The organism is Roseovarius salinarum, assembly GCF_002834145.1.
GTDB classification, from domain to species: Bacteria; Pseudomonadota; Alphaproteobacteria; order Rhodobacterales; family Rhodobacteraceae; genus Roseovarius; species Roseovarius salinarum.
In genome coordinates, this window is record NZ_PHNT01000001.1 from 86,343 (window position 1) to 105,830 (window position 19,488).

21 protein-coding genes and 1 pseudogene are annotated in these 19,488 nt (G+C 68.4%); 18 read left to right on the top strand and 4 right to left on the bottom strand.

Annotated elements, in window-relative coordinates; genetic code table 11:
• Positions 1–175: 175 nt before the first annotated feature.
• From CEF10_RS17115 to CEF10_RS00455, 5 genes and pseudogenes are all read left to right on the top strand, one after another.
• Entirely contained in the window at positions 176–388 is a 213-nt protein-coding gene (locus CEF10_RS17115; RefSeq protein WP_101065403.1) for a GDCCVxC domain-containing (seleno)protein, read from the top strand.
• A gap of 79 nt (positions 389–467) precedes the next feature.
• Positions 468–1,841: an L-serine ammonia-lyase gene (locus tag CEF10_RS00440; RefSeq protein WP_101065404.1), complete on the top strand. Its 1,374-nt coding sequence runs from the start codon at positions 468–470 to the stop codon at positions 1,839–1,841.
• Between the two features lie 150 nt (positions 1,842–1,991).
• Positions 1,992–2,972, top strand: coding sequence for a murein L,D-transpeptidase catalytic domain family protein (locus tag CEF10_RS00445; RefSeq protein ID WP_232796353.1), 981 nt, complete (start codon positions 1,992–1,994; stop codon positions 2,970–2,972).
• A gap of 91 nt (positions 2,973–3,063) precedes the next feature.
• A pseudogene (locus tag CEF10_RS00450) lies at positions 3,064–3,276 on the top strand (transposase); the annotation flags it as partial.
• 578 nt (positions 3,277–3,854) lie between these two features.
• A complete protein-coding gene (locus tag CEF10_RS00455; protein WP_101065405.1) occupies positions 3,855–4,760 on the top strand; it encodes a DMT family transporter in 906 nt (301 codons plus the stop codon).
• An 8-nt stretch (positions 4,761–4,768) separates the two neighbouring features.
• On the opposite strand, the gene CEF10_RS00460 is transcribed toward CEF10_RS00455, so the two are convergent.
• Positions 4,769–5,455 (bottom strand): thiamine diphosphokinase, encoded by a 687-nt coding sequence (locus CEF10_RS00460; protein ID WP_101065406.1) that lies wholly within the window; start codon positions 5,453–5,455, stop codon positions 4,769–4,771.
• Positions 5,456–5,603: 148 nt separating this feature from the next.
• Between CEF10_RS00460 and CEF10_RS00465 the strand changes: the two genes are divergently transcribed.
• Positions 5,604–7,583, top strand: a complete 1,980-nt coding sequence (locus CEF10_RS00465; RefSeq protein WP_232796354.1) for a prolipoprotein diacylglyceryl transferase — start codon at positions 5,604–5,606, stop codon at positions 7,581–7,583.
• A 90-nt stretch (positions 7,584–7,673) separates the two neighbouring features.
• Here CEF10_RS00465 and CEF10_RS00470 read toward each other — a convergent pair whose 3' ends face one another.
• Both CEF10_RS00470 and CEF10_RS00475 read right to left on the bottom strand, forming a co-directional pair.
• A complete protein-coding gene (locus CEF10_RS00470; protein WP_101065407.1) occupies positions 7,674–7,904 on the bottom strand; it encodes a DUF2842 domain-containing protein in 231 nt (76 codons plus the stop codon).
• A gap of 23 nt (positions 7,905–7,927) precedes the next feature.
• Complete coding sequence (locus CEF10_RS00475) at positions 7,928–9,220, bottom strand: adenylosuccinate synthase (protein WP_101065408.1); 1,293 nt, start codon at positions 9,218–9,220, stop codon at positions 7,928–7,930.
• Between the two features lie 143 nt (positions 9,221–9,363).
• Here CEF10_RS00475 and CEF10_RS00480 point away from each other — a divergent pair, with 143 nt between their 5' ends.
• The 4 genes from CEF10_RS00480 to CEF10_RS00495 all read left to right on the top strand — a co-directional run bounded on the left by CEF10_RS00480 (position 9,364) and on the right by CEF10_RS00495 (position 12,957).
• Entirely contained in the window at positions 9,364–9,759 is a 396-nt protein-coding gene (locus CEF10_RS00480) for a DUF6524 family protein (protein WP_101065409.1), read from the top strand.
• 85 nt (positions 9,760–9,844) lie between these two features.
• Entirely contained in the window at positions 9,845–10,216 is a 372-nt protein-coding gene (gene secG / locus CEF10_RS00485; protein ID WP_101065410.1) for a preprotein translocase subunit SecG, read from the top strand.
• Positions 10,217–10,375: 159 nt separating this feature from the next.
• On the top strand, positions 10,376–12,019 hold the full coding sequence (locus CEF10_RS00490) for a CTP synthase (protein WP_101065411.1): 1,644 nt from the start codon (positions 10,376–10,378) through the stop codon (positions 12,017–12,019).
• Positions 12,020–12,123: 104 nt separating this feature from the next.
• Entirely contained in the window at positions 12,124–12,957 is an 834-nt protein-coding gene (locus CEF10_RS00495) for a hypothetical protein (protein ID WP_157932921.1), read from the top strand.
• 8 nt (positions 12,958–12,965) lie between these two features.
• Here the strand turns inward: CEF10_RS00495 and CEF10_RS00500 are convergent, their stop codons facing one another.
• Complete coding sequence (locus CEF10_RS00500; protein WP_101065413.1) at positions 12,966–13,508, bottom strand: hypothetical protein; 543 nt, start codon at positions 13,506–13,508, stop codon at positions 12,966–12,968.
• 81 nt (positions 13,509–13,589) lie between these two features.
• On the opposite strand from CEF10_RS00500, the gene CEF10_RS00505 reads away from it, so the two are divergent.
• The 8 genes from CEF10_RS00505 to CEF10_RS00540 all read left to right on the top strand — a co-directional run bounded on the left by CEF10_RS00505 (position 13,590) and on the right by CEF10_RS00540 (position 19,439).
• Positions 13,590–14,294, top strand: coding sequence for a hypothetical protein (locus CEF10_RS00505; protein ID WP_232796355.1), 705 nt, complete (start codon positions 13,590–13,592; stop codon positions 14,292–14,294).
• A gap of 53 nt (positions 14,295–14,347) precedes the next feature.
• Positions 14,348–14,785 (top strand): tellurite resistance TerB family protein, encoded by a 438-nt coding sequence (locus CEF10_RS00510; RefSeq protein WP_101065415.1) that lies wholly within the window; start codon positions 14,348–14,350, stop codon positions 14,783–14,785.
• A gap of 50 nt (positions 14,786–14,835) precedes the next feature.
• Entirely contained in the window at positions 14,836–15,276 is a 441-nt protein-coding gene (locus tag CEF10_RS00515) for a tellurite resistance TerB family protein (RefSeq protein WP_101065416.1), read from the top strand.
• Positions 15,273–16,007, top strand: coding sequence for a phosphate/phosphite/phosphonate ABC transporter substrate-binding protein (locus tag CEF10_RS00520; RefSeq protein ID WP_101065417.1), 735 nt, complete (start codon positions 15,273–15,275; stop codon positions 16,005–16,007). The genes CEF10_RS00515 and CEF10_RS00520 overlap by 4 nt, the downstream gene beginning before the upstream one ends.
• Before the next feature lie 136 nt (positions 16,008–16,143).
• Positions 16,144–16,920 carry an ABC transporter ATP-binding protein gene (locus CEF10_RS00525; protein WP_101065418.1) on the top strand — a complete coding sequence of 259 codons (777 nt, stop codon included), beginning with the start codon at positions 16,144–16,146 and terminating at the stop codon, positions 16,918–16,920.
• A gap of 30 nt (positions 16,921–16,950) precedes the next feature.
• The gene (locus CEF10_RS00530; RefSeq protein ID WP_101065419.1) at positions 16,951–17,667 is read left to right on the top strand and encodes a transporter substrate-binding domain-containing protein; all 717 of its coding nucleotides are present in this window, start codon (positions 16,951–16,953) and stop codon (positions 17,665–17,667) included.
• Between the two features lie 84 nt (positions 17,668–17,751).
• The gene (locus CEF10_RS00535) at positions 17,752–18,636 is read left to right on the top strand and encodes an ABC transporter permease (protein WP_101065975.1); all 885 of its coding nucleotides are present in this window, start codon (positions 17,752–17,754) and stop codon (positions 18,634–18,636) included.
• Complete coding sequence (locus CEF10_RS00540; RefSeq protein WP_101065420.1) at positions 18,633–19,439, top strand: ABC transporter permease; 807 nt, start codon at positions 18,633–18,635, stop codon at positions 19,437–19,439. The genes CEF10_RS00535 and CEF10_RS00540 overlap by 4 nt, the downstream gene beginning before the upstream one ends.
• The last annotated feature ends 49 nt before the right edge of the window (positions 19,440–19,488 follow it).

The following is a 19,488-nucleotide window of genomic DNA, read 5'->3' on the forward strand; positions in this document are numbered from 1 at the left end:
GCCGGCCACCGACCGGTCTTACTTGTCCCTCTTTCGCCCTGCGCCCGCAACGGCACGTTTCGCCGCATCCCCGGCGCCACGGCCCGCGCAAGCCAGTCACCGGCGGAAATGGCGCGGCACCGCTTGAACCGCCCGTGCAACGGTGTTGCGGTGATCGCGCCAACGCGAGACCGCCATGACCCGGATCAGCCTGCAATCGACACTGCGCTGCCCCAAGTGCGGCCACCGTGAGACCCTGGAGATGCCGACCGACTGCTGCCGGTGGTTCCACGCGTGCGGGGGCTGCGGCGCGATCCTGCGGCCGAAGCCGGGGGACTGCTGCGTGTTCTGTTCCTACGGCACGCATCCCTGCCCGCCGGCCCGGGACGGCGGACACTGCTGCGGATGAAAGATACCTTGCGTCGCTTTCGGACAAGCCGCCCCCCGGCACGACATCCATAAAGCGCGAAAGGTTGGGAGCGCGCGAAATGTTTCTGTCCGTCTTCGAGATGTTCAAGGTCGGCATCGGGCCGTCGTCGTCGCACACCATGGGGCCCATGGTGGCCGCGGGACGGTTCCTGGACCTTATGCGCGCCTCGCCCTTCGAGTTCGCCGGCCTCAAGGGGTCGCTGCACGGCAGCCTGGCCTTCACCGGGGTCGGCCACGCCACCGACCGGGCCACCATCCTCGGGCTTGCCGGGTTCCGCCCCGACGACTACGACCGGGATGCCGCCGAGGCCACGCTCGACGAGATCCGCGACAGCCACGTGATCCGCCCGCCGGGTCTGCCCGTGCTGAATTTCCACCCCAAGGAAGACCTTGTCTTCGACTTCGGACCCAACCTGCCCGGCCACGCCAACGGGATGATCCTGATGGCCACCGACGCGCAGGGCGACGTGATCCTGCAGGAAACCTACTACTCCGTCGGCGGCGGCTTCGTGCTGACCGAGGCCGAGCTGGCCGCGGGGCGCGACACCGACGACGGCCCGCCGGTACCCTACCCGTTCAAGTCCGCCGCCGAGATGCTCGAGATGGCCGAGACATCGGGCAAGACCATCGCGCAGATGAAGCGCGACAACGAGGTCTCGCGCGGCGGCGCGGCCGGGCTGCGCTCGGGCGTCGCCCGCATCTGGCAGGTGATGAACGACTGCATCGAACGCGGTGTCGCGACCGAGGGCGAGCTGCCCGGCGGTCTTTACGTGCGGCGCCGCGCCAAGGGCATCCGCGACGCGCTGGTCGAAGAGCGCGGCACCAACCTGAACGCGCCGCACAAGATCAACGACTGGATCAGCCTCTACGCCATGGCCGTGAACGAGGAGAACGCCGCCGGCGGGCAGGTCGTCACCGCCCCCACCAACGGCGCGGCGGGCGTGGTGCCGGCGGTCATCAAGTACTGGCTCGATCACGTGCCCGGCGCGACCGAGGACCGGGTCGAGGACTTCCTGCTGACCGCGGCGGCCATCGGGGGGCTGGTGAAATACAACGCCTCGATCTCTGGCGCCGAGGCGGGCTGCCAGGCCGAGGTGGGCAGCGCCGCGGCGATGGGCGCCGCCGGGCTGGCGGCGGTGCTGGGCGGCACGCCGGCCCAGATCGAGAACGCCGCCGAGATCGCGCTGGAACATCACCTTGGCATGACCTGCGACCCGGTGAAGGGGCTGGTGCAGGTCCCCTGCATCGAGCGCAACGGCCTGGGCGCGATCAAGGCCGTCAGCGCCGCCAGCCTCGCGCTGCGCGGCGACGGCACCCACCTCGTGCCGCTGGACAACTGCATCGAGACGATGCGCCAGACCGGCGCGGACATGAGCGAGAAGTACAAGGAAACCTCGCTGGGCGGGCTGGCGGTGAACGTGCCCAACTGCTGAGGGGGCGGGCGGTGACGACGCCCCCGCGCATCCCGCGGCACCGGGCGTGCGGCCAGGTCGACCGCCTTTCATCCGCGACATGAGCGCCTGCACAAGGACATTCATGTGGTATGCTCGTGCCCAAGAACGTCCCGGCAGGAGTTTTGCCCGATGCTGTTGAATGCCCTCCGTCTCACCGTCGCCGTCATGGTCATCGCCGCCTTGCCTGGGCCGCAGGGCGCGCGGGCGGCGCCGCAAACGCCCGGGATTCCCGCCTGGCTGCAAAAGCATGTCGGCACGGGCGAGGGCCAGATCGCCCCGGTGGTCCTGCGCAGGGCCCGCGCGCTTTACCAGCGCAAGGTCAGCCGCGGCGAGGTCACGAATCCCTGCTACCTGGCCAAGGACGCGACCCGCCCCAGCGGCACGCCCGACGGCCGCCCGGCGCCGCGGTTCTACGTCATCTGCGAGGTCAGCAAATCCTTCCGCGCGGTGTCGTCGGGCTATGGCAACGGGCGGAAACTGCCACGCGCCGATTTCTCGAACGGCCGGCAATGCGCGAGGCACTTCAGCAACGCGGAAGGGTCGAAGCTGACGATGGGCGGGCCCTACATGACGGCCGAGACACGGACATCCCTCAAGGGCTATTACCGAAAATCCGGCGAGAGGCGGCCACTTTACCGCACGTTCCTTCTGTATGACGGGGAAGGCGAAACCGAAAACGCACGGGAGCGCGCGATCGGCGGGCATCCGGCGGTCTTCCTGAGGTGGACGTGCCGTTTCAGGAAACCCGACAGCCCGCATGCCGACGCAGACGGATACGTCCCGTTCGGGAACCTGGTGAATTACACGGGCGGGCGCAGCAACGGCTGCACGACCTGGTCGCGGCCCGAGGCCCGGGAAATCCTCGAGCAGGTGGCGGGACATCCCACGACGCTTTATGTCTATCCCGAATCCCGCGACATCAACGCCGTTGCAACCGCGGTGAAGACCGGAACCTCGCTGTCGCGCGCCGGTCTCTACTGGAACGCCAGATGCCTGGACGCAATCGACGCGCCGAAATTCTGGCCCAAGGCCAAGCTGCAGCCGATCATCGATGAATGGCGGGCCTCGCTGCCCGAACGGCCACCGCTGGAACTACCGATCTGCAACTGAAAGGACCGGGCGCGATGACCGCGCCGGGGCTGCGCCACGGTGTCGGGATCGCGCAGGGTGCCGATGACGTGCCCCGGGATTGTCCGCAACTCTGGATCAGAGTCCGGCCCGATCAGAGGGCGGACAGATCATCGGCATCCTCGCGGCACATGAGGCCGGCGCGTCGTGCGCCGGCCTGTGCCGAACGCACGGCATGTCGGAAGGAACCTTCTGCAAATGGAAGGCCAAGTTCGGCGGCATGACGGTGCCGGAGGCGAAGCGGCCGCAGGCGCTCGACGACGAGACTGGCAAGCTCAAGAAGCTGCGGGTGACATGCTTCCCGGCTTCGTCTCCTTGCTTCCGGGTTAGATCACGCGGACCTGCAGATCGCGACCGTCCGCCCCATCCGACCGGTACCAGCGAAGCTCCGAACTTTTGCCGGTTTTCTCTTCACCGAACTCGCTGAAGGCGCGCCGTGGGGTGTCAAGTCGAGCGGCTTGAGGACGTCGTGAAACTCGCCGCATCTCTGCAAACGGCTTTTGTCCAGCGGCAGGGCACTGGAAAGGCGATCGAGTCTTCGGCTCTACCAAGCGACGGGAATTCAATGACGATTTCATTGCGGCAGATCCAGGCGAGAATGGATTGCAGGGCCTCGCCCGCTGCTGGGTGTTCGCTCATGGTGTTCGGCTGAGAGCAGCGTGATTTCGCTGCGACGGTCCGCATCGGGCTGCAAGCCGCCATGCAGGCCCGGGCATGAGACCCTTGGGGGCGCGCGCGAAAGCCCCCGCGATGAACGATCACCGGAAACACGCACCCCCGCTTTGACATCGCCCGTGTTTTGGTGAAGCTGGCGCCGCCCAGGCCCGCGGGTCGGGGCGGACAAACCACGTAAGGGGATCGGGCATGGACGGCAGGGCCACTCTGGGCATCGTGCTGATGGTGGGGTTCACGCTGCTGGCGCCCCTGCAGGACAGTTTCGCCAAGCTGATCGGCGGTGCCGTCGCCGTGGGCCAGGTGGCCGCCACGCGCTTCGTGTTCCAGGCCGCGTTGCTGCTGCCGCTGGCGGCCGCCTTCGGCTGGCTGCACCGCCCGCGCCGGGGCGAGGCGGCGCTGCACCTGGTGCGCGGGGCGCTGCTGCTGGTGGCCACGGCGTTCTTCTTCACCGCGATCCGCTTCATGCCGATCGCCGACGCCATCGCGATCTTCTTCGTGGAGCCCTTCATACTCACGCTGCTGGGCGCGGCCCTGATGGGCGAGCCGGTGGGACCGCGCCGCTACATCGCCTGCGCCATCGGCTTCGCGGGCGCGCTGCTGATCATCCAGCCCAGCTTCGAGGAGGTCGGCGCGGTGGCCTTCCTGCCGCTTGTCACCGCGCTGTGCTTCGCCTTCTACATGATCCTCACGCGGCGCATGGCCACGCGCATGCACCCGATCACGCTTCAGGCCTACACCGGGCTGGCCGCGCTGCTGATCGCGCTGCCGCTGCTGGCGGGTTTCGAGGGCAGCGGGCTGGCGCCACTCGATCCGGGCTGGCCGGCAGCGCGCGAGGCCTGGCTGCTGGTCGGGCTGGGGGTGATCGCCACGCTCAGCCACGTTTGCATCAGCTTCGCGCTGTCGCTGGCGCCGGCCTCTCTGCTGGCGCCGGTGCAATACCTCGAGATCGTGGCGGCCACCGGCCTGGGCTATGCCATCTTCGGCGATCTGCCCGATGCGCTGGCGGCGGCGGGGATCGCGCTGATCGTGGTCTCGGGGCTTTACCTGTTCTTCCGCGAACGCCACCTGCAGCGCCGCCCGGCGCCACCGCCGTGACGCGCGGCTCAGCCCCGCGCGACGGGGGCCGGCCAAGTCGCCGGGCGATCCAGCAGGGCGCGCGCGGCTTCCTCAAGCGCGTGCTCGGGCAGGATCACCAGCATCTTGGGCGCGGTCACCGACAGGTCCACAGGCCCGGTCGCCACGTTCGAGGTGCCCACGCGCCCGTCGGGCGAGAACCTCAGCCCGGAGATCGGCCAGCGCAGCCCGTCCGACACGCCCTCGACCGCGCCAAGCGGGAACAGGGACACCGGGCAACCCGGCGGCAGGTCCAGCGCCAGGGAGGGCGGCGCCAACAGCACGAGTTCCTCGGTCCCCAGCAGGATGCAGCGCTGGTGGGCGTGGCGCACCATGGTGTTGTAAGCGGCCAGCTGGTGATCCAGCCGTGCGCCCGAGAACCCCACGCCGATCACCAGCGGCGCCGAAATGTTGTCGAGGCACTTGTCGAAATCGGTGGTGTCCTGGTCCGCGAAGGGGTGCAGGCTGTCATCCGCCAGGCGCGCGCGTGCCTCGTCGGAGAGTGAATCGAAATCGCCGATCACCGCCTCGGGCGTCAGCCCCAGCGCCAGCGCCGCGTCGGCGCCGCCGTCGGCCGCCACCAGGCGCGGGGCGATGTTCAAAGCCCGGTCGAGCGAGGGCCGGCGCACGTCGGCGCCGCCGATCAGCGTGACTGCTTCGCTGGACTGAACAATCATCCCGTATCCCCCACATTGCCCCCGGCGAACGAAACAGATCACAATCTGGTCATGAAATGATACGCTAAAGTTCGCAGATTCGGACGGCTTTGGCCGCGGCAGCCATGGTAAACAGCCCCGGTGCCGAGGCAAGAAAAGCGAGTTTTTCATGGTTGGTTCAAGTAAAATTCTGACGGTATCCTACGGGACCTTTTCCTGCACGCTCGAGGGTTTCGACGACTCCTTCGAGACGATGAAGGCCATTGCCGAGTATTTCCGCGACCTTGCCGCCGACGACCGGTATTTCGGCGCCGAGCCGCCGACGCCGGATGCCGACACGCTCGCCCGGATTGCCGAGCGCGAGATCGCCCGCCGCGTGGAGGCCCACGAAGATCGTGGCCGCATCGTGCTGCGCCCGGGGGACGAGCAAACGCCCCTCGCGCCGGATCAGCCCGAGCATGCCGCGGCCGCGCCGGAGCCCGCGCCCGCCTCAACCCCGGCCTCAACCCCGGAGGAAACGGAGAGGCAGCCTGACACCGCCGCACCGGAAGCCGCGGCCGACCAGGAGGATCGGGAAGAACAGACCGCGCCCGTGGCTGAGACGGCCGAGACACCGGACCCTGCCTTCGTGCCCGAGACGCTTGCCCCGACCGACCAGGACCCCGACAGCATGGCCGCCAAGCTCAACCGGATCCGTTCGGTCGTCGCGCGCGGCGGCAGCTTCGAGGACGCCGAGGTGTTCGACGAGGACGAGCACGCCAGGGACTTCCTGAGTGAAACCGCCGCCGACCTTGACGCCGCGCTGGCCGCGGACGCGGCCGCCGAGGAGGCGCCCGAGCCCGAGGCGGCCCCGACCGAGCCCGAACCGGAGCCCCACGAACCCGAGACCGTCGACATGGAACCCGAGCGGGCAATGCCCGAGGCGCAGCCCGACTTCGCCGGCCCGCCGTTGCCGGACGACGAGACTGTGTCCGAAGACACCGGCGACCGCGACACCCCCCCGCTCCGTTCCGAGGCCGAAGATACCGGCCCGGGCCGGGAGGATACGCTCGCCCAGCTCCTGGCCGACGCAATGCCCGAGGACGAGGCGGCAGGCAGCACACCGCAGGAAACCGGCGCCGACGCCGAGCAGTCGCCGCGGGTGCTCAAGGTATCACAGGCGGCGCTGGATCAGGCTTTCGAAACGGGCGAGGAAGACGACGCCGACATCGCCGGGGCCGGGGCCGAACAGGCGCCGGAAGAACCCCGGCCCGAAACCGTGCCGGCCTCGCAATCCCCTGCGACCGACGAAACGGCACCGGCGACGGGGCAGCCGACGGACACGGACGGCCTGACCCCCGAGGAAGAGGCCGAGCTTCAGCGTGAGCTTGCGCAGGTCGAGGCGGAATTCGGAACCGCGGGTGCGCCGGAGGTGCCCGAGGAAACCCGGGCACCCGAAGAGACGGACGAGGAAACGGCCGGACGCGCCCGGTTGCCCGACACCGGCGACGAACGCGACGTCGAACGGATCTTCGACGAAACCGACAGCCACCTGGAAGAACCCGAGGGCAGCGAACGCCGTTCGACCATCCAGCACCTGCGCGCCGCCGTGGAGGCGACCCGCGCCGACGAGGCCGTCGGCAAGGCCTCGACGCCGGAGCCCGACGAAACGCCCTATCGCACGGACCTGGCCGAGGTTGTTCGGCCGCGCCGTCCACGGGCCGCCACCGGCGGAGAGGGCCGGACCCGCCCCGAAAGCCGGCCCGCGCCGCTGCGGCTCGTGGCCGAACAGCGCATCGACACCGAGCAGGAGCCGGTGCGCCCGCGCCGCGTTTCGCGCGCGGAACCGGCGGAGCAGCCGCCTGCCAACAACGAAGGCCCGGGGAAGAGCTTCGCCGAGTACGTCCAGGAAACGGGCGCCGACGGTCTGCCGCAGGTCATGGAGGCGGCGGCCGCCTACCTCACCTTCGTGGAGGAGCGCCCGCAGTTCTCGCGGGCCATGCTGATGAAATACCTCAAGGAGGTGAAGCGGGACGATTTCTCGCGCGAGGACGGGCTGCGGGCCTTCGGCGAACTTCTGCGCGGCGGCAAGCTGCACAAGGTCCGTGGCGGGCGCTTCGAGCTTTCCGACAGAAGCGAATATCACGACGCGCAACGCCGCGTGGGATGACCCGGCCACGCCGCGCGCCCAATGAAAAGCCCGCTTCGCGCGCGGGCCGTCGCCGTGCCGGGACGGCGGCGCCGGCCACGGGTAACGCCCCTAGCGATCGTCGGGATCGGCGTCCGGATCGGGCCGGCCCACACCCAGGAACACGAAGCGGAAGGGCAGTATCCAGAGGAAGCCGAGCACCACGTAGACAAGCAGTTCCACCAGCACGGGCGGCCGATCGAGCGAACTGACCACCGTCACCGCTGCCACGATGTAGACGGGCAACCCGACCAGCAGGATCACCAGCGACCAGCGCTTGCGCGCCTTGTAGCTCAGGGTCATGCGGCCTCCTTTGCGCCCTCGGGTCAGTCGGCGAACGGGTCCGTGACGAGAATCGCGTCCTCCCGCTCCGGCGAGGTGGACAATAGGGCGACGGGGCAGTCGATCAACTCCTCGACCCGGCGGACGTACTTGATGGCGTTGGCCGGCAGGTCCGCCCAGCTGCGCGCGCCCTCGGTCGACTCGGCCCAGCCCGGCATCTCCTCGTAGACGGGTGTGCAGCGTGCCTGTTCGTCGGCGGCCGTCGGCAGGTGATCCAGCCGCTTGCCTTCCAGCTCGTAGCCCGTGCAGATGCGCAGCCGCTCGAAACCGTCGAGCACGTCGAGCTTGGTCAGCGCGATGCCGTTCACGCCGCTGGTGGCGCAGGTCTGGCGCACCAGAACCGCGTCGAACCAGCCGCAGCGGCGCTGCCGGCCTGTGGTGGTGCCGAACTCGTGGCCACGCTCGCCCAGCCGGCGGCCGTCCGCATCGTCGAGTTCGGTCGGGAACGGCCCTTCGCCCACGCGGGTGGTGTAGGCCTTGACGATGCCGAGCACGAAATCGACCGAGCCGGGGCCGATCCCCGTGCCCGTGGCCGCCTGCCCCGCGATCACGTTCGAGGAGGTCACGAAGGGATAGGTGCCGAAATCGATGTCCAGCAGCGCGCCCTGGGCCCCCTCGAACAGGATGCGGCGGCCCGCCTTGCGCTTCTCGCCCAGAACCTTCCAGACGGGCGCCGCGTATTCGAGTATCTTCGGCGCCACCGCCCGCAGCGCGTCGAGCAGCGCGGCGCGGTCCACCGGCTCAAGGCCGAGGCCGCGGCGCAGCGCGTCGTGATGCGCCAGCGCCCGATCGACGCGGGCCTGCAATGTCGCGTCATCGGCCAGGTCGGCCACGCGCACCGCGCGGCGACCGACCTTGTCCTCGTAGGCGGGGCCGATGCCCCGGCCCGTGGTGCCGATCTTGGCCACGCTGACGGCGGCTTCGCGGGCGCGGTCCAGCTCGCCGTGGATGGGCAGGATCAGCGGCGTGTTCTCCGCGATCATCAACGTGTCGGGCGTGATCGTCACGCCCTGTGCGCGCAACGTCTCGATCTCGCTGACCAGGTGCCAGGGGTCGAGGACGACGCCGTTGCCGATCACGCTGAGCTTGCCCGCGCGCACCACGCCCGAGGGCAGCGCGTGCAGCTTGTAGACCTGGCCGTCGATGACCAGAGTGTGCCCGGCGTTGTGCCCGCCCTGGAACCGCGCGATCACGTCGGCGCGCTCCGACAGCCAGTCGACGATCTTGCCCTTTCCCTCGTCACCCCACTGGGCGCCGACGACGACGACGTTTGCCATTTCACTTCCTTCTCTCGCGGCGGATCGGCCCGCGCCCGTATAGCGCCGCACCCCGGTCTGCGAAAGGCCCGATTCCGCGACGCGCACTGGACAGCCCCACGGCGGTGAGGCAAGCATGGCAGTGGTCAGTCAAGGAGCGCCCGATGGGATTCGTCATCCGCTGGCTGGTGGCCTTCGGGCTGCTGGCGGCGACCTTCAACCCCACCGAATGGAACTACACCAGCTGGGTACAGGCCAATTTCGACCAGCAGATGCCGCTCGCGATACTGCTGGGCCTGCTGCTGGCGGCCGGCTACATCATCTACCTGCGCGCCACGCTGCGCTCTATCGGCGCGTTCGGCATGGGGCTCGTGCTGGCCGTGGTGGGCGCGCTGCTCTGGGTGCTTTACGACTACGGCTGGCTGCGGCTCGACAACGACGCCGTCAACGTCTGGCTGGCCATCGTTGCGCTGGCCACCGTTCTGGGAATCGGGCTGAGCTGGAGCATCGTGCGCCGGCGCCTGACCGGGCAGGCCGACATCGACGACGTCGACGAATAACGCGCCGGCCCGGCCGGATTGCCGGGTTGCGGGACCGCGCGGATTTGCATAGATACCGCCAAACACCGGCAACGCAGGCCCCCTCATGGAAAACGTCGTTCTCATCATCCACCTGCTTCTGGCGCTCACGCTCATCGGCGTGGTGCTGTTGCAGCGCTCCGAAGGCGGCGGTCTCGGGATCGGCGGCGGTGGCGGCGGCGCGATGTCCGGCCGGGCCCCCGCGACGGCCATGGGCAAGCTGACCTGGCTGCTCGCGATCGCCTTCATCGGAACCTCGATCACGCTGACCATCCTGGCCGCGCAGAAATCGGGCGGCGCCTCGGTGCTCGACCGGGTCACCGACGCGCCGGCGCAGGAGGAACAGGCCGACGAAAGCGCGCCGGCCCTGCCCGGCGAGGGCGATCTGCTGCCGCCCGGCGCCGATGACACGGCCCCGCTGGTGCCGAAAGCGGAATAACGCACAACAGGTTGAGTTTGGTAACGCGGGTGGCAACAGCATCTTGCGGCCCGCTTGCCTTCCGCGGTCGAATGCTCTAACCTCCAAGTCCCGTGATGCTGCGGCCGCTGGCGGCCGTTCAGGGCTTGAAATGCGACAATCACGGGGGATGCCGGCGGCATGGCACGTTTCATCTTCATCACCGGCGGGGTGGTTTCCAGTCTCGGCAAGGGGCTGGCCTCGGCGGCGCTGGGTGCGCTGCTTCAGGCGCGCGGGTTCTCGGTGCGCCTGCGCAAGCTCGACCCGTATCTCAACGTCGATCCGGGCACGATGTCACCCTTCGAGCACGGCGAGGTCTTCGTCACCGACGACGGGGCCGAGACCGACCTCGACCTGGGCCACTACGAACGTTTCACCGGCGTGGCCGCCCGCGCAACGGACTCGGTCAGCTCGGGGCGGATCTATTCCAACGTGCTGGAAAAGGAACGTCGCGGCGATTACCTGGGCAAGACGATCCAGGTCATTCCCCACGTCACCAACGAGATCAAGGATTTCATCCGCATCGGCGAGGACGAGGTCGATTTCATGCTGTGCGAGATCGGCGGCACCGTCGGCGACATCGAGGGGCTGCCCTTCTTCGAGGCGATACGCCAGTTCGCGCAGGACCGCCCGCGCGGCCAGTGCATCTTCATGCACCTCACGCTGCTGCCCTGGATCGCCGCCAGCGGCGAACTCAAGACCAAGCCCACCCAGCACAGCGTGAAGGAGTTGCGCGCCATCGGCATCGCGCCGGAGATTCTTGTCTGCCGTTCCGAACAACCGATCCCCGACAAGGAACGCGAGAAAATCGGGCTGTTCTGCAACGTCCGCAAGGAAAGCGTGATCGCGGCCTACGACCTGAAATCGATCTACGAGGCGCCGCTGGCCTACCACCGCGAGGGGCTTGACCAGGCGGTTCTGGATGCCTTCGCGATCTCGCCCGCACCCCGGCCCGACCTGCGGGTGTGGCAGGACGTGGCCGACCGTATCCACAACACCGACGGCACCGTGAAGGTCGCGATCGTCGGCAAGTACACCCAGCTCGAGGACGCCTACAAGTCGATCAAGGAAGCGCTGACACACGGCGGCATGGCCAACCGCGTGAAGGTCGATGTCGAGTGGGTGGATTCGGAGGTTTTCGACAGCGAGGACCCGGCGCCCTATCTCGAAGGCTTTCACGCCATCCTGGTGCCCGGCGGCTTCGGCGAACGCGGCACCGAGGGCAAGATCAAGGCGGCGCAGTTCGCCCGCACCCGCGGCATCCCCTACCTGGGCATCTGCCTGGGCATGCAGATGGCGGTGATCGAGGCGGCGCGCAACGTCGCCGGGCTGACCGCCGCCGGGTCGGAGGAGTTCGACCACGAGGCCGGCGCGACCCGTTTCGAACCGGTGGTCTACCACCTCAAGGAATGGGTGCAGGGCAACGAGAAGGTCACGCGCAAGCCGTCCGACGCCAAGGGCGGGACCATGCGGCTGGGCGCCTACGACGCGGTGCTGTCGGAAGGCTCGCGCGTGGCGCGGGCCTATGGCGGCACCGCGATCGACGAACGCCACCGGCACCGCTACGAGGTGGACACGAAATACCGCGAGACGCTCGAGGCGGCGGGCCTGAAATTCTCCGGCATGTCGCCCGACGGCCGCCTGCCCGAGATCGTGGAATGGGCCGATCACCCGTGGTTCATCGGTGTGCAGTTCCACCCCGAGCTGAAGTCCAAGCCCTTCGCGCCGCACCCGCTTTTCGCCGATTTCATCCGCGCCGCGGTCGAGACCTCCCGGCTCGTGTGATTGCGGCGGGCCGGCTGTCCGGACACCCCCCACGCAGGCAAGCAGCGGCGCGAGAGACGCAGCACATCCGTTGCCAGCCACCTTCTGGCGTGTTTCAATACAAGATGCACGCGCGGCGTGTCTCGTTGACCACAAGTCCGTTTTCTGCACCGGGTCGAGGCAAGGACGAAGCCAGGTTGCCGACCGCCACATCGGATACCGCGGCGGGCACCGCCTGCGCAGACCTGAAGGTATGGAACATCGCGTCCTACCCCCGCAGCGGCAATCACCTGGTGAGAGCCCTCATCGAATACGCGTCGGAGCGCCCGACGCGCGGCTGCCCCGGGGCATCGCGTGACACGGCCATTCACAGGCGCGACGCGAACGCCCGAAGCAACCTCATTTCGATCAGGCATGAGCAACCGGTCGCCGCCAAGTCCCATTTCGCCAAGCAGATCAAGCAGAACGAGGAACACCTTGGCGCCGATCGCCTGATCCTCGTGACGCGCGACCCGTCCGAAGCGATCGCGTCGCACCTTGCGCGGACCTTCGAAAGAAAACTCCTTGTCACCCGGCGGCGTCTGCGACGCGCGGTCGAGGCCGAGGTCGACGCCTACGTGGCGCTGCTGTTCGCCTTCAACGCCAAGCCCGACTCCATGCGGCTTCACGTGCGGTACGAAGCGCTGATCGACGACACCGCCGGCCTGGACGAGGCGCGGCGCATCGTCGACGCGGTATCGGGCAATCGGCAGGCGATGACCGACGCCGCATGGCACTCCATCCGCGAGACGGCAAAGGAGAGCCAGTCCGCGCTCGGCACGCGCAGCCCCGCGTTGCGCGACCGGGTCAGGGCCGTCGTTGCATCCTACATCACCTACGATGAGGTCGAAGCCTTCCTCGCCTCCGGCCAGTGGCAACGGCCCGGCTCCGCGTCACGAGGGGCGGCACACTCGTCTTGAGATGACCCTCAATCGAGCTCCGGGAACACGTCGGCGCCGCGCGGGCGGTCCTGCTGGCTGCGCGACAGCGGCTTGCCCGCCGGCTTGCCCTGCGCCGTGCCGTCCAGCAGCAGCGTGACGATCATCTCGTCGAGCACCCAGCGCCCGCCGCTCCCGCGCGCACGGTCCTCGGTCTGATGGTCCAGCCAGCGGCGGAGCTGCCGGTGGTCGGCCGTCTCGAGCGGCGCGTCCGGCACCGCGAGGTAGAAGCCCGAGTTCACGCGCAGGCAGATGTTGTCGAGCAACCGGCAGATGCCGGTGAACGACTCCGGGATTTCCCACTTCGCGAGGTAGTTGAAGCGACCGGGATCCCCGTTGAGAAAGGCGCGCAACGCCGTGCCGAGGTCGATGCATTGTTGGGCCATTGCCCAGCCCAGAACCGTTTCGGGATGGCAACCCCAGTCATAGCGGCGCACGACGGCGCGCAGCATCCCGGGCTCGGCCGCCTTGACCGCGGCAAGATGGTCCTCGGCCGTGTCCGCCCCCCAGTCGATACCGTGCAGATCCCGCATTCCGACCCTCGATCAATGTCCCTAAACTCTGCGATACAGCCTGAGACCGCAAATCGCGAAGAGTTGGGAGGCATTGTGACCATGTTGCGACGGACCCTTCTTTGGGCAGCCTGCCTGTGTTCCGTGTTGCCCGCGGCAACGCGCGCCGAGCCGGCGGTGCGGCCGGCCGATTACGCGGCGCTGGCCGTCGAGCTCGACGCGCGGATCGGTTTCGAGGCGCTGCCCCGGCGGGCCGAGCCGGGGTGGAACCTGGACACGCGCGTGCGGGCGGGGCGCGCGTGGCTGGGCGAACGGTTCGCCGGGCAGCCGCTGAACGAAGCGGACGGTTTCGACCGCGTATCCGGCCGCCCGGATGCCCCGCTGCGGCCGGTGGCGGGGGCAGCCGGTGAAAACCTTTCGATCGCCTTTCACCGCGGCTTCGGCTCGAACGCGCTGTTCCCGCTCGGACCGGCACGTTTCCCGGCGCGGGAGGCCCGCGGCGAAGGCGCCGTCGCCATCCTGTTCGACCAGTCCCAGCGCGCCGTGGGGCTGAAGGTGCACAGCGATTATGCCGACCCGCTGGGCGGGCGCGACGCCCGGCCCGGCGCTGTCGAATTCATCCTGTTCACGCGGCAGGGCGCGCGCATTGCCCGCATCAGCCGCCCGCTGCGCACCGGGGTCACCGCGATCGGGCTGCGGCGCGCGGGCGGGGTGCCCGACATCGCCGGGGTGCTGATCCTCAACTCCGACCCTGGCGGCATCGCCATCGACGACGTCCTCTACCGGACGGCGCCGCTGGCCGGCTGACCGTCACGGGATTTTTCATGGCCCGTCCGGTCCGCCCGGGCTATCGTGACGTCATGCTGACCCGGATTCTCGACGCGCTGAAAAGGCCAAGTCCCGCCCCCCTGCCCGAGCCGGACGAACGTCTGGCCCTTGGCGCGCTGATGGTTCGCGTCGCCAAGTCCGACAGCGACTACCAGCTGGCCGAGATCAGCCGCATCGACCGGCTGCTGTCGCGGCTCTACGCTCTGGGCCCGGTCGAAGCGGCCAAGATGCGCGCCACCTGCGAAAAGCTCGACCGCGCCGCGCCCGACACCGCGCATTTCGCGCATCTGATCCGCGAATCCGTCAGCTTCGAGGCCCGCGTCGATGCACTGGAGGCGTTGTGGGAGGTCACGCTCGCCGACGGCGTGCGCGACGAGGCAGAGTTGAGCGTGATGCACGCCGCACAGGAGGCGCTCGGCCTTTCGGAAACCGACAGCGCCGCCGCCCGCACGCGGGCGGAATCGGGCTGAGGCGAACTCCGGCGTTGGCCCCGCCGCCCCGAAGGCATATATCGGGAGTCATGTTCGCGGATTTCTTGCAGAAACTGGTGCAGCCAACGCCCGAGCCCCTGGACGAGGCCGACGCGCGGCTGGCCCTGATCGCCCTTCTGGTGCGCGTGGCCCGCTCCGACGGGGATTACGCACCCGAGGAAATCGACCGGATCGACCGGATCGCCGCCACCCGCTTCGGGTTGTCGCCCTTCGAGGCCGGAAAGCTGCGCAGCGAGGCCGAGCAGCTCGAATCGGAGGCGCCGGACACCGTGAGGTTCACCCGCGCGATCAAGGACGCCGTGCCCTACGACGACCGCCTGGCCGTGATCGAGGCGCTCTGGCAGGTCGTGATGGCCGATGGCCGGCGCGACCATGCCGAGGATTCGCTGCTGCGGCTGACGTCGAACCTTCTGGGCGTCAGCGACCGCGACAGCGCGCTCGCCCGACAACGGGTGGCGCCCGATACATGATCGCCAGCCTGCCGATGTACGACCGCCCCGAGACGGCGGCGGCCAACGACCGGCTGTGGCGGGGCATTCGCAGCGCGCTGGGGGACGGCCCGGTTGCCCTGACCCGCGCTGCGGACCCGTGGGAGGTCTGGCAGCATCCGGACCTTCTGGTTTCTCAAACCTGCGGCTACCCCTACCGCGCGCGGTTGCACGGGAAGGTGGCGCTTGTCGGCGCCCCCGTGCTGGATCTTCCGGGGTGCCCTGCGGGGCACTACTACAGCGTGCTGGTGGCGCGGGCCGATGACCCGCGCGCCGACCCGGCCGATTTCGCGGCGGCGGGGCTGGCCTACAACGAGGCGCTGTCGCAAAGCGGCTGGGCCGCGCCCCAGAACATGGCCCGCGCGCACGGCTACGCCTTCACGCCCGGCCCCTGCACGGGGTCGCACCGCGCCTCGGCGCAGGCGGTCGCCGAAGGTGGGGCCGACATCGCCGCGCTTGACGCGCTGAGCTGGCGGCTGATGCGCCGGCACGATGCCTTTGCGGCCGCGCTCCGGGTGGTCGCGCACACGCCGCCCACCCCGGCGCTGCCCTATATCGCCGGCCCGGCGCAGGATCCCGCCGTGATCCTCGCCGCCCTCGACCGGGCCGTCACGGCGCTGCCGGCCGAGGATCGCGACACGCTTGGGCTGAGGGGTGTCATGCCTCTGCCCGCCACGCGTTATACGGCCATCCCGAATCCGCCGCCGCCCTGACCGAACGCCGCCGAATCGGGCCGGGCCGCCGCCGCATCGGACGCGAATCCGACATCGGTGCCGTTTTGCGAGTTGCATTGTGCCAGATTTTCCGTCCTATTGTCGGGAGCCGTCCGAAAGCCAACGGGATGCCGCCTTGACCGAAACGACGCCCGTCATCGAGATCCGCAACCTGCACAAGGCCTTTGGCGCGCTCGAGGTGATCAAGGGGGTCGACATTACCGCGCGCAAGGGCGACGTCGTCTCGCTCATCGGCTCCTCGGGGTCCGGCAAGTCCACCATCCTGCGCTGCGCCAACCTGCTCGAGGACAGCCAGCAGGGCGACATCGTCTTCAAGGGTGAACCGGTCAAGTGGAAGGGCGAGGGCCTGAACCGCCACCCCGCCGATCCCCGCCAGGTGCTGCGCATCCGCACGAACCTGTCGATGGTTTTCCAGCAATTCAATCTGTGGGCGCACATGACGATCCTGCAGAATGTCATGGAAGCGCCGGTGAGCGTGCTGGGCCGCGACCGCGCCGAGGCCGAGGCGGCCGCGCACGGCTACCTCGAAAAGGTGGGTATCGCGGACAAGCACGACGTTTACCCGGCGCAGCTTTCGGGGGGGCAGCAGCAGCGCGCGGCGATCGCCCGTGCGCTGTGCATGGAACCCGAGGCGCTGCTGTTCGACGAGCCGACCTCGGCGCTCGACCCGGAACTCGAACAGGAGGTGGTCCGCGTGATCAAGGATCTCGCCGCCGAGGGGCGGACGATGATGATCGTCACCCACGACATGAAGATGGCCGGGGACGTCAGCGACCACGTCGTGTTCCTGCACCAGGGCCTGATCGAGGAAGAGGGGCCGCCGGACACCGTGTTGGGCGCGCCCAAGTCGGAGCGGCTGCAGCAATTCCTGAGTTCAACGATGGCCGCCTGAGACAACACACCAACCAAGAGGGAGAAAACCATGAAGAAAGTGATTGCGACCGCTGCCGTCATGGCGTTCGGCGCCGGCATGGCCTGGGCGCAGGACGTTGTGCGCCTCGGCACCGAGGGCGCCTATCCGCCGTGGAACTTCATCAACGACGCCGGCGAGATCGACGGCTTCGAGCGCGAGCTCGGCGACGAGCTTTGCGAGCGCGCCGAGCTGGACTGCACGTGGGTCACCAACGACTGGGATTCGATCATCCCCAACCTGGTGTCGGGCAACTACGATGCGATCATCGCGGGCATGTCCATCACCGAGGAAAGGGACAAGGTGATCGACTTCACCCAGAACTACACGCCGCCCGATCCGTCGGCCTATGTCGCGCTTTCCAAGGGCATCGACCTTGAAAACGCCGTGATCGCCGCGCAGGCGGCCACGATCCAGGCCGGGTTCGTCGCGGACAAGGGCTGGACGCTGGTCGAATACGCCACACCCGAGGAAACCATCGCCGCGGTGCGCAACGGAGAGGCCGACGCGGTGCTGGCCGACAAGTCATATCTCGCGCCGATCGCGGCGGAAGAGGCTGACCTCGTGATGCTCGACCGCGAGGAGGCGATCGGGGGCGGCGTCGGCATGGGCTTCCGCGAATCCGACGAGGAACTGCGCAAGACCTTCGACGCGGCGATTCAGTCGATGAAGGACGACGGCAGCCTCAACGAAATGATCAAGAAGTGGGAGGTCGCCTCGACCTTCTGACGATCCTTGCCGATCCGGCAGGGCGGGCGCCGGCGCCCGCCCTGCACGTCCGGGCCACGGCCCCGCGAACGTGGAGACAGGGCGATCTTTTCCTTCTGCACAGATCCCAGCACGCTAGACACGGCCCGGTGGTTCGCCTGCTACCTGACCACGGGCAAGCACGCGAATTTCTACATCTCGTTCGGCACGGTGCTTCTGCTGCTGGCGATTACCGCGCCGACGGCTCTGGCCTTCGGCTTCGGGGGGGCCGCGGCGGCACGTTCGCGTTTCCTGCCGCTGAGTTGGCTGGGCAAGATCTACATCGCGATCGTCCGCGGGGTTCCGGACATCGCCTTTTTCCTGTTCTTCGTCATCGCGCTCGACCAGGCGTTCGAGTGGGTGCGCCACCAGGTGCTGTGCCCCGGCTGGGACGAACCCATCCGGCAGGGAAACGATTTCATTGTCTGCCCCGAGGCGAAATTGCCGCTGGGCAACGCGCCGCAGTGGGTGCATGAAACCTATGGTTTCTTCGTCGCGGTGCTGACCTTTGCGATCGTGTTCGGGGCGTTTGCCGCCAACGTGCTTTACGGGGCGATGCGCGCGGTTCCGCGCGCCCAGCTGGAGACGGCCGAAGCCTACGGCATGTCGCGGCGGCAGATCTTCTGGCGCATCCTGGTTCCGCAGATGTGGGTCTATGCCCTGCCGGGGCTGTCGAACCTATGGATGGTGCTGATCAAGGCCACGCCCCTGCTGTTCCTGCTGGGGGTGGAGGATATCGTCTACTGGGCGCGGGACCTTGGCGGCACGGCCAACCCGCGCTTCACCGACTATCCGCACGGCGACTGGCGGGTGTGGTATTTCCTTGCCCTTCTGGTCTTCTACCTGGGCTTCACGCGGGTCTCCGAGATCTTCCTGGAACGGCTGATGCAGCGATTCACCCACGGGCAGGCGTTTTCCGGCACGGGCACCGGACAGGCAGGGATGCGATGAGCTGCTGGCAGACGGTGCAGGACTACGCGCTGCGATCGCTCGGAATGGGCGAACGCCTGCTGCCCCGCGAGAACTTCACGCTGTGCGAACAGTTCACGCTGATCGGCTCGGGGCTGATCTGGAACGTCTATTTCGGGACGCTGGCGCTGCTGGCGGGGTTCTTCCTGGCCACCGCGGTGGCCGTCGGCAAGGGCGCGCGCAACCGGCTGGTCCGGAAGCTGTCGGAGTGGTTCATCTTCGTATTCCGCGGCTCACCGCTTTTCATCCAGTTCTTCTTCGCCTACTTCCTGTTTCTCAGCCTGAAGAAGCACTACGCGTTTTTCGATCCCTTCACCTCGGCCTGGCTGGGCGCGCTGATCGTGCTGTTCCTGAACACCTCGGCCTACTCGGGCGAAATCTTCCACGGTGCCCTGCGCGCGATCCCGCGCGGCGACATCGAGGCGGCGGATGCCTACGGTTTCTCCGGCTGGCCGCGGTTCCGGCGGATCGTGTGGCCGACGATGCTGCGGCTGGCATGGCCGGCCTACACGAACGAGGCGATCTTCATGTTCCACGCCACCACGCTGGTGTTCTTCAGCGGCTTCCCGGCCTGGCAGCAGAAGGGGGACGCCCTGTACTATGCCAGCTATTTCGCGGACAAGACGTTCAACCCCTTCGTGCCCTACCCCATCCTCGCGGGGTATTTCATCCTTCTCACCCTCGCGGTGCTGGCGATCTTCGGGTACATCAACCGTCGCCTGAACCGTCACATGCCGCAGGCCGCCCGGCGCGGGATACGCTTCCGGCCCAACCTGATCCGCTGAGGCAGGTCGGTGGCCCGACATTTTTTGATCAAATCCGGATGACAACCGG

Bases quoted from the DNA above. Each gene is read 5' to 3' on its own strand.
- CEF10_RS00470 (WP_101065407.1), bottom strand. From the start codon at position 7,904: ATGACCCTGAGCTACAAGGCGCGCAAGCGCTGGTCGCTGGTGATCCTG.
- CEF10_RS00530 (WP_101065419.1), top strand. From the start codon at position 16,951: ATGAAGAAAGTGATTGCGACCGCTGCCGTCATGGCGTTCGGCGCCGGC.
- CEF10_RS00495 (WP_157932921.1), top strand. From the start codon at position 12,124: ATGCACGCGCGGCGTGTCTCGTTGACCACAAGTCCGTTTTCTGCACCG.
- CEF10_RS00480 (WP_101065409.1), top strand. From the start codon at position 9,364: ATGGGATTCGTCATCCGCTGGCTGGTGGCCTTCGGGCTGCTGGCGGCG.
- CEF10_RS00455 (WP_101065405.1), top strand. From the start codon at position 3,855: ATGGACGGCAGGGCCACTCTGGGCATCGTGCTGATGGTGGGGTTCACG.
- CEF10_RS00520 (WP_101065417.1), top strand. From the start codon at position 15,273: ATGATCGCCAGCCTGCCGATGTACGACCGCCCCGAGACGGCGGCGGCC.
- CEF10_RS00475 (WP_101065408.1), bottom strand. From the start codon at position 9,220: ATGGCAAACGTCGTCGTCGTCGGCGCCCAGTGGGGTGACGAGGGAAAG.
- CEF10_RS00460 (WP_101065406.1), bottom strand. From the start codon at position 5,455: ATGATTGTTCAGTCCAGCGAAGCAGTCACGCTGATCGGCGGCGCCGAC.
- secG (WP_101065410.1), top strand. From the start codon at position 9,845: ATGGAAAACGTCGTTCTCATCATCCACCTGCTTCTGGCGCTCACGCTC.
- CEF10_RS00465 (WP_232796354.1), top strand. From the start codon at position 5,604: ATGGTTGGTTCAAGTAAAATTCTGACGGTATCCTACGGGACCTTTTCC.
- CEF10_RS00500 (WP_101065413.1), bottom strand. From the start codon at position 13,508: ATGCGGGATCTGCACGGTATCGACTGGGGGGCGGACACGGCCGAGGAC.
- CEF10_RS00515 (WP_101065416.1), top strand. From the start codon at position 14,836: ATGTTCGCGGATTTCTTGCAGAAACTGGTGCAGCCAACGCCCGAGCCC.
- CEF10_RS00505 (WP_232796355.1), top strand. From the start codon at position 13,590: ATGTTGCGACGGACCCTTCTTTGGGCAGCCTGCCTGTGTTCCGTGTTG.
- CEF10_RS00440 (WP_101065404.1), top strand. From the start codon at position 468: ATGTTTCTGTCCGTCTTCGAGATGTTCAAGGTCGGCATCGGGCCGTCG.
- CEF10_RS17115 (WP_101065403.1), top strand. From the start codon at position 176: ATGACCCGGATCAGCCTGCAATCGACACTGCGCTGCCCCAAGTGCGGC.
- CEF10_RS00540 (WP_101065420.1), top strand. From the start codon at position 18,633: ATGAGCTGCTGGCAGACGGTGCAGGACTACGCGCTGCGATCGCTCGGA.
- CEF10_RS00510 (WP_101065415.1), top strand. From the start codon at position 14,348: ATGCTGACCCGGATTCTCGACGCGCTGAAAAGGCCAAGTCCCGCCCCC.
- CEF10_RS00490 (WP_101065411.1), top strand. From the start codon at position 10,376: ATGGCACGTTTCATCTTCATCACCGGCGGGGTGGTTTCCAGTCTCGGC.
- CEF10_RS00445 (WP_232796353.1), top strand. From the start codon at position 1,992: ATGCTGTTGAATGCCCTCCGTCTCACCGTCGCCGTCATGGTCATCGCC.